Source organism: Marinospirillum sp., assembly GCF_014859565.1.
Genome location: NZ_JACUUA010000146.1, coordinates 1 through 8,168, shown reverse-complemented (window position 1 = coordinate 8,168; position 8,168 = coordinate 1). Strand labels below are relative to the sequence as shown.

Below are 8,168 nucleotides of genomic sequence, written 5' to 3'. Positions count from 1 at the left end.
CACAAAAAACACATCGACTTAACAAAAAGCTATCACTTAAAGGTAGCTTTTTTTTGACTTAGGTCTAAGATTTCCCCTCTGGACACTTGTCCTCACTCCCGATTCCCAATAACAACAATCAGGGGAAAACCTTATGATGTCTCTGGTGCGCAATATTTCTGTGCGCGTAAAACTCCTGTTGCTGGTGGTTCCACCTCTGTTTGGCATGCTGGTGTATGCCGGGCTGAGCACACGTAACGATCTGCAGCTTTACACCAGCCTGCAGTTTCAGCAGCAACTGGCCGAAAGCCGTTTACAGCTGAATCAAACCCTGCTGGATCTTAATCAGATCCAGAAAAACCTGTTCCTGGGAAGCACAAGCAATCCACAACTGCAAAACAACCTATTGCAGTTACAGGCACTGGCTCAGGATTTGCCAGAAGCTTTGCGCCTTCCTCTCAGAAATATCAATGAACTGGTCGCAGGCATACCACAGCAACCGGCACAACTCAGTCTGCTGCTGGATCAACAATCGGCGTTAAATCAGTTAACAACCCGGCTGGAACTTTTCTCCACCTTGATCGCCAGCCATGCTGATGGTTTAGCCACCCGCTGGCACTCCTCACACCATGCACTGATGCTGGCCGTTAATCGCCTGCATGAAGAACAGCTGTTGATGAAACTGGCTTTTGAAGAAAGTTACTTTCCCACCGGAGCTTATCCGCGTTTTGTACGCCTGCTCAGTGAACAGCAGGTATTTTTTAACAGCTTCAACAATCAACTGCCGGAAGGTACTAACCTGCAATTAACCGCCTGGCAACAGAGTGAACTCCACCGCCTGGTGGATGAAGAACGGGCGCTGGCCGAACAGATTTATCTGGATGGCAACTTCGGACTCAGCACCGCATCAGACCTGTGGTTACAACAGACCAATGAACTGTTGCAAGAACCCTCTGCCCGCCTGCAACAGGTGCTGGCAGAACTGCAACAACAGGTACAGACAGGATTAACCAGTGCACAACAACGGCTCATTGTGGTTGGTGTGTCCAACCTGTTGCTGGTGTTTATTGGTGCACTGGTGGCCTGGTTTATCTATCGGCAGATCAGTATCCCCACTTTAAAGCTAACCCGAACCATGGAAGATGTCGCACAGGATCTGGATCTCACCCGCCGCCTGGAACTGCAGGGCAAGGATGAAACCGCCCAGGCTGCACAGGCTTTTGACACCATGCTCAGCCAGGTCAGAAATCTGCTGGAACAGGTGGTGCAAGCCACCGGGGAAGTTTCGGACAGTGCCACACTGGGCAAACGTGTAGCACTCAGCCTGGATGATCAGGTACAGCAGGGGCACAAAAATCTGCAGGAAATGCTAAGCCGTGTAGAAGAGCTGCATCTGGCTATTCATGACATCGCCACCAATGCGGAAACCAGTCAACAAGCGTCACTCAGCGCCAGCCAGCTGGCAGCCAATGGCAGTGAGCTGGTGCACACCCTGCAACAACACAACACCACCCTGGAAACCGCTCTGCGTGCATCCGGTGACAAGGTCAACGAACTGGCCGCCCACAGCGAAAAGGTGAATGACATTCTGGCGGTCATTAATGATATTGCGGAACAAACCAACCTGCTGGCACTGAATGCTGCCATTGAAGCCGCGCGTGCCGGTGAAGCCGGACGGGGATTTGCAGTAGTGGCGGATGAAGTGCGTAATCTGGCTGGACGCTCACGGGATGCGACTGTTGAAATCAGCAAACTGCTGGACAACAACCGCCTGGCGGCCAGAGAAGCAGTAACCCGCATGGAATCCAGTCTGCAACAAGCTGATGAAGTCAGTCATCATTTACAACAGACTGGGCATTCTTTGCAGGAAATTAATACAGCGGTGGAGAGTATTCATTCTTCCAACGTACAAACAGCCTCAGCGGCCAGCCAGCAACGTGCCACCGCAGATCAGCTGAACACTCAGGCCAATGCCATGAGTGGGTTGTATCAGGAAACCACTGCCGCGGTGACCGAGCTGGATAACAACAGCCGAGGCCTGGAACAACTGCTGCAAGGGCTGGAGTTGCAGTTAAAACGTTTCACCATTTGATAACAGTGTTTTTCAGGCCGTCCAGACTGCCTGCTGCTGCCAACGCCGGGTCCACTCCGGCAGTTCAGCAGCAGGCATGGGGCGAGCGATGCCATAACCCTGCGCCAGCTCACAACCCAGTTTTAACAATTCATCACCGTGGCGACGGGTTTCCACACCTTCCGCAATGACCTGACGGCGAAAGGCAGCGGCCAGTCGGATGACCCCTTCCAGAATTGCCAGATCGTCCTCATCCTGCAGCATGTCACGCACAAAACTCTGATCAATTTTTAACAGCTGTGCCGGTAAACGCCGCAGATAAGTCAGAGAAGAATACCCTGTGCCAAAATCATCCAGTGCAAACCCGGCACCCAATCTGGAGCAGGCACGCATCACCGCAGAAACCGTCTGTACATCTTCCAGTGCACTGGTTTCCAGAATCTCCATCTCCAGATCAGATGGATTGATCTCCGGGTATTGCTGCAACAAATGCTCCAAACGGCTAACAAAATCCGGTTGTTGCAGGTGATAAGCCGAGATGTTGACACTGACCGGCAGTGGATGCCCTGCCCTTTGCCACAGGTTCATTTGCCGCACAGCGGTTTCCAGTACCCAGTAACCCAGTGCAGCATCCAGCGGTTGTTCTTCCACCAGCGGCAAAAAAGCAGCCGGCGCCAGCAAACCACGCTCTGGATGTTGCCAGCGAATCAGAGCTTCTGCACCCACCACCTGCCCGGTACGCAAATTAACTTTTGGCTGATAATAGAGCACAAACTCCTGTGCATTCAGTGCCTGACGGACGCGCTCCAGCGATTCATGCTGACCACGGATACGTCGATCCCACTCCGCATCAAATACCTGTGAAGAATGTTTACCGGCCTGCTTGGCCTGATACATGGCCTGATCTGCCTGACGCAGCAACTGCTCCGCTTCTATTGTCTGCTCCTGCTGGGGGTAAAAACACAAGCCCATACTTCCGGTTACCTGCAAGGTCAACTCACCCAGCTGCACAGGTTGCTCCAGCTGCTGCAAAAACTGTTCAGCGTGATACATGCCTTCTGCCTGATCCTTCAGGCCAGTGATGACCATGACAAATTCATCACCACCCATCCGCCCCAGCAGGGTTTTGTCGGACAAAAAACAACGCCATTTACGGGTCAGCGCAATCAACAGCTGATCACCCACTTCATTACCATAACGGTCATTAATCTGTTTAAAACCATCCAGATCAATGAGCGCAACCAGCAGTTGCTGACCCGTGGCTTGCGCTCTGTTCATCTGTTGTTGCAGGCGTTGTGCCAGAAGGATGCGGTTGGGCAGGTCAGTCAACAGATCATAATGTGCCAGATGCTCCAGATGAGAATTCAGCGCTGCCAGCTCACGGGTGCGCTTGTATACTTGCAGGCGTAATAACAACATACCCACTGTTAACAACACACCCAGCAGCACCAATCCGGCCAGCAACTGCAAAAGAAAACGCGGCACCAGGGTCTCGGGGCGCTGACCACCCCAGCGGCGGAGAATCTGGTAATAAGGTGAATTGGCCTCGGATAACCAGCGCTCCAGATAAACGTCAATACGATTCAAAATCCCGGTCTGTCGCCCCTGTGTTGCAACATAAAAAATCCGGGCAGGCATTAATACAATCGGGCTTTCTGCCAGCCCAAAATCAGCAAAGCGATAACCCCCAAACTGGTAATTGGCAATAGCAGCATCAGCCTGACGTTCAGCTACAGCTTGAAAGGCCTGATCCAGTGATGCGACCAGAACCGGCCGGAACTCCACCTCAAACCCCGCCAACAGCTGGCGCAGAGCCTTCTCCTGAATGCTGCCTTCCAGCACCGCCACGCGTTTACCCTGCAGATCCAACAGCGACTCAATTTGTTGATCCGGATGGCGGTAAATCTGTGACCAGCTGTTTAATGCCGGGTAGGTATGAAAGTCAAACCGCTGCAAGCGATCAGAATTGATGGCTACATCTGGCATCAGATCCAGTTGCCCCCGATCCAGCATATCCAGACATTGTGACCACTCACAGGGTACAAACGTCAAAGTCCAGCCTTCCCGGCTGGCAATTTCTTGCAGCAGCTCTATTAAAATGCCTCGGGGTTCATTACGTTCGGAAAAAAACAGTTTAGGCGGGTTCTGGTAAACCCCAACACGCACTTCATGTGAAGCCTTGGCAGTTGCAGTCAGCAAAAGACCAGTCAATATCAATGGAATCAGGATTAAGCACCTGCCAGCGAATCCCTTGCACCCTTGTTTCATATGCTTGCCTCCTGACCACCCTGTTTAACCAAGTATTCAAGTCAAGATTAGCAGTTAAGCACACATAGGCAAGTAACACGGCAAATGCGATAATCCCGCGCCTTTGCCGTGACAGTAACCAACGGACTCCCTGATATGACTTCTGAAAACCTCATCCTGGCTCTAACTGGCGGTCTGCTGATTGGTATTGCAGCTTGTCTGTTGTTATTACTGACCGGGCGTATTGCCGGTATCAGCGGCTTGATTAACCGCCTGATGTTCAGCACTGATCGTCTCTGGCCTGCCTTGTTTCTGATCGGGCTGGTACTCGGAGCAGCCATGTTTTACTGGCTGGGTGGTGAGCGCTCGAGCGCTCGTAATGACTTCCCTGTGTGGTTACTGGCATTGGCCGGAGTGCTGGTGGGTTTTGGCACCTCACTGGCAAAAGGCTGCACCAGCGGTCACGGTGTTTGTGGTCTGGGGCGCATGTCGATTAGATCACTTGCTGCCGTATTGACCTTTTTACTGACCGGCATCATTACCACTTTTGTGGTGCGACATTTGATGGGGGTAATGGGATGATCCATCTGGCAACCTTGTTGACTGGCCTGATATTTGGCCTTGGACTGGCCGTTTCCGGCATGACTGATCCACAAAAAGTGCTGGGATTTCTGGACATTACCGGAAACTGGAACCCCAGCCTGATGCTGGTACTGGGTGGTGCTGTTGGCACTGGTTTGATTGGCTTCCACCTGATTCTGAAACGCCATCAACCCTTGTTGGCGGATCAGTTTCACCTGCCTGGACAAACCAGCATCACTCCTTCACTGCTGATCGGCTCAGCCATCTTTGGCATCGGCTGGGGCATCAGCGGTTATTGCCCCGGCCCTGCTGTGGCACTGCTGGCCAACCCCAACTGGGAAACCCTGGTGTTTTTGCCCGGCCTGCTGCTCGGACACTGCCTGCAGCGCTGGGTAGCAACTTTTGCTGTATCGCGTTGATGGCACAGCCCTGTAACTGCAAACTAACGAGGAAAACTCATGTATCTGTTGCTGGTCGAAGATGACCAACGCCTGGCACGTTTATTGATCCATCTGATTAAGGAAGCAGGCCATACTCTGGATCACGCCGACAACGGGCAACTGGCGCGCAGCTACTTAAGAAACAGCCACTACGACCTCCTGTTGCTGGACTGGATGTTACCGGAGGTCAGCGGTATAGAGTTATGCAAAGAAGCTCGATCTGCCGGCTTTAAGGGTGGCATTCTGATGCTGACCGCACGGGATGCACTGGAAGATCGACTGGAAGGTTTTGCCAAGGGTGCGGATGACTATCTAACCAAGCCCTTTGAGACAGAAGAATTACTGGCACGAATCGAAGCACTGGGCAGACGTATTCATCAACCCCTGCAAGATCAGCAATTAGAGGTTCCACCCTGGACACTCAACTGCAACAACCGCCAGTTAAAACACCTCAACGGCCAGAGTGTGGAATTAACCCAACGTGAATTTCAGCTGCTGGAGTTGTTAATGCGCCGTGCCGGACAGGGTGTAGCCAGAGAGGTAATTTTTGATCGGGTCTGGGGGCGAGATCAAGCGGTCACGGATAATGTTCTGGATGCCACCCTAAAACTGCTGCGCAAAAAGCTGGAACAAGCAGCCCCTGCAGAACAACCCATCCAGACACTACGCGGGCTGGGTTACAGTTTTGATCAACAGTGATTTTCAGTTAATTTTCAGCCAGCCCTGTTAAGCTTAAAAAATGAAACCTTTGCCCACCAGCCAGCAGTTGGAAGACCAGCGCCTTAAATCCAGCCGTATTCGGTTGGCACTGGCTTATGCCATCAGCATGGCACTCAGCCTGTGTCTGGTTCTGGCTGCCGGTTATTGGATACATTCCGCGCTGGTCAAACAATCCTTAAAAAATGAACTGCAACAACTGGCAGAAAAAGAAGCCGGTGTTCATCTGGTTGACCTGCAAGACTGGGCAGCGGGCACCCGCACCAAGGCTGATGTACAGCTGGGCTTTCGTCCTCATCGCACGGCTTTTTATTACATTCTCAGCAATGATTCACAACTGGTTCACGGTAACGAAACACAACCCCAGCTACGCCCTGCGCTACTGGAGTTGTTAAAAACCCGTGAGCTGCCTCAGGGCAGGGTGATTTTTAAAACCCTGCAACCGGATAACGAACCTGCGTTGCGTCTGGCACTGCTGCGTTACCCTGTTATATCCAATGGTGAGTATCTGGGCAGTGTGTATGCTGCAACCGATGTCGGCGGCAGTCTGTCCCATCTGGATCATCTGCTCGGCACCAGCCTGGCACTGGCACTGGGGTTTGTATTAGTCGCCAGCATTGGCGGCTGGTGGATGGCCGACCGCAGCCTGCAACCGCTGCGACTGGCTTTACAACATCAACGCCAGTTTATTGCCGACGCCTCCCATGAGTTACGTGCACCACTGACGGTGATGACCACAGCACTGGCACTGATCCATAAAGAAGCGGTACCCCAGCTTTCAGAGTTTCACCAACAAACACTGGCAGATGCACTGGATGAAACCCGCCGCCTGAATCGTATGGCAGAAGAGTTATTATTACTGGCTCGTGCTGATGCCGGTGGACTGCAACCCAGACTGGAACCGCTGCTGCTTACACCACTGATTGAGCAGCGTTTACGTCTTTATCATGCCCAGATTAAACAAAAACAACTAGAGGTGGTGCAGCAGCTGGAACAGGCCAAACCAATACCGGCTGATGCAGATCTGCTCAACCGCTTGCTGACTGCGGCACTGGATAATGCATTACAGTACACCCCCGCGGGTGAAAAACTGATCATCAAACTGGTCAGCACAGATCAAGGTGTGGTTTTTAGCCTTTGTAATACCGGTATTTGCTTGGCACCAGCCGATTTACAACAGGCATTTAAACGCTTTTATCGGGGTGATCCAGCACGTCAGCGGCACCACCTGGGTGCAGGTCTGGGATTGGCAATGATCCGCGAAATCATGCTGGCTCATGAAGGCAAGGTAAAACTTGAGTCCCATCCCGATCAAGGCACTTGCCTGATTTGTATTTTCCCTCATTTCAGTTGAATTTCAGACAAACCTCTTATGCTCCTGTCCCTGTAATCAATCACTAACAGGAGTTTTAACATGATTAAAAGAATGTCCTTATCTGCTTTAAGTGCCGCTTTGATCGGCGGTATTTTTGCCACTCAGGCAGTGGCTTCAGAAGTAACCTACCGTAATGACATAAAACCCATCTGGGAAAAAAACTGTGCCTCCTGCCATGGTAAAAAATCACCGGCACTGGGTCGTTTTAAAGAAGACAGCAAAAAATACGAAGCTCGCAATCAAGGCCCACGCATGATGGGTTATGCCGAGCTGACTTCTTATGTAGTCTGGCCAGAGACCGGTGCACTAATGCGCCGACTGGATGATGGCAGCAATGGTGGTAATCCCGGCAACATGTATGAACACCTCGGCAAAACTGAGCGTGAACGCCAAGCCAACTTGCAGATTTTCAAAAACTGGGTGGGTGGTGAAGAAGCCTGGTTTTATAACCGCTGGAACGCACGCGGTGATGTACCCGGCGTTACAAAAGAGCAGATTAACCGGCTGAAGCTGGCTTATTAAGCTGAATTAACAGCAAGCAGCAATGAGTAGCAATCAGTTGCCCGGCTTTTTAGTCGGGCTTTTTTATCTTCACATACAATCAGTTACCATTTTTATTTTGATCTGTATCAATTTACTGAAACTAATACATCCACTTGTCAAACAATCTGCCAGAATCAGCAGTGTGGTATTTCAACGATAGGTGCCACTTTGCTTTCATGAGGAAAATAAAATGACACAAAAGAACTCGCTCAGC

At 51.5% G+C, this 8,168-nt stretch carries 7 protein-coding genes; 6 read left to right on the top strand and 1 reads right to left on the bottom strand.

From position 1 onward, the window contains the following. Window positions 1-133: 133 nt before the first annotated feature. The gene (locus IBX50_RS14665; RefSeq protein WP_292257039.1) at window positions 134-2,071 is read left to right on the top strand and encodes a methyl-accepting chemotaxis protein; all 1,938 of its coding nucleotides are present in this window, start codon (window positions 134-136) and stop codon (window positions 2,069-2,071) included. 12 nt (window positions 2,072-2,083) lie between these two features. On the opposite strand, the gene IBX50_RS14660 is transcribed toward IBX50_RS14665, so the two are convergent. Further along, the gene (locus tag IBX50_RS14660; RefSeq protein ID WP_292257038.1) at window positions 2,084-4,249 is read right to left on the bottom strand and encodes an EAL domain-containing protein; all 2,166 of its coding nucleotides are present in this window, start codon (window positions 4,247-4,249) and stop codon (window positions 2,084-2,086) included. A 204-nt stretch (window positions 4,250-4,453) separates the two neighbouring features. Between IBX50_RS14660 and IBX50_RS14655 the strand changes: the two genes are divergently transcribed. Genes IBX50_RS14655 through IBX50_RS14635 form a run of 5 tightly spaced genes read left to right on the top strand, consistent with a single transcriptional unit; the run spans window position 4,454 to window position 7,933 of the window. After that, window positions 4,454-4,879: a YeeE/YedE thiosulfate transporter family protein gene (locus IBX50_RS14655; protein ID WP_292257037.1), complete on the top strand. Its 426-nt coding sequence runs from the start codon at window positions 4,454-4,456 to the stop codon at window positions 4,877-4,879. Next, entirely contained in the window at window positions 4,876-5,298 is a 423-nt protein-coding gene (locus tag IBX50_RS14650) for a DUF6691 family protein (protein WP_292257036.1), read from the top strand. The genes IBX50_RS14655 and IBX50_RS14650 overlap by 4 nt, the downstream gene beginning before the upstream one ends. A 39-nt stretch (window positions 5,299-5,337) precedes the next feature. Continuing rightward, window positions 5,338-6,018 (top strand): response regulator transcription factor, encoded by a 681-nt coding sequence (locus tag IBX50_RS14645; RefSeq protein WP_292257035.1) that lies wholly within the window; start codon window positions 5,338-5,340, stop codon window positions 6,016-6,018. A gap of 40 nt (window positions 6,019-6,058) precedes the next feature. Further along, window positions 6,059-7,390, top strand: coding sequence for a HAMP domain-containing sensor histidine kinase (locus IBX50_RS14640; RefSeq protein WP_292257034.1), 1,332 nt, complete (start codon window positions 6,059-6,061; stop codon window positions 7,388-7,390). Between the two features lie 60 nt (window positions 7,391-7,450). Beyond that, window positions 7,451-7,933 carry a hypothetical protein gene (locus IBX50_RS14635; protein WP_292257033.1) on the top strand — a complete coding sequence of 161 codons (483 nt, stop codon included), beginning with the start codon at window positions 7,451-7,453 and terminating at the stop codon, window positions 7,931-7,933. Window positions 7,934-8,168: the final 235 nt, after the last annotated feature.

Bases quoted from the DNA above. Each gene is read 5' to 3' on its own strand.
- IBX50_RS14640 (WP_292257034.1), top strand. From the start codon at position 6,059: ATGAAACCTTTGCCCACCAGCCAGCAGTTGGAAGACCAGCGCCTTAAA.
- IBX50_RS14635 (WP_292257033.1), top strand. From the start codon at position 7,451: ATGATTAAAAGAATGTCCTTATCTGCTTTAAGTGCCGCTTTGATCGGC.
- IBX50_RS14650 (WP_292257036.1), top strand. From the start codon at position 4,876: ATGATCCATCTGGCAACCTTGTTGACTGGCCTGATATTTGGCCTTGGA.
- IBX50_RS14665 (WP_292257039.1), top strand. From the start codon at position 134: ATGATGTCTCTGGTGCGCAATATTTCTGTGCGCGTAAAACTCCTGTTG.
- IBX50_RS14645 (WP_292257035.1), top strand. From the start codon at position 5,338: ATGTATCTGTTGCTGGTCGAAGATGACCAACGCCTGGCACGTTTATTG.
- IBX50_RS14655 (WP_292257037.1), top strand. From the start codon at position 4,454: ATGACTTCTGAAAACCTCATCCTGGCTCTAACTGGCGGTCTGCTGATT.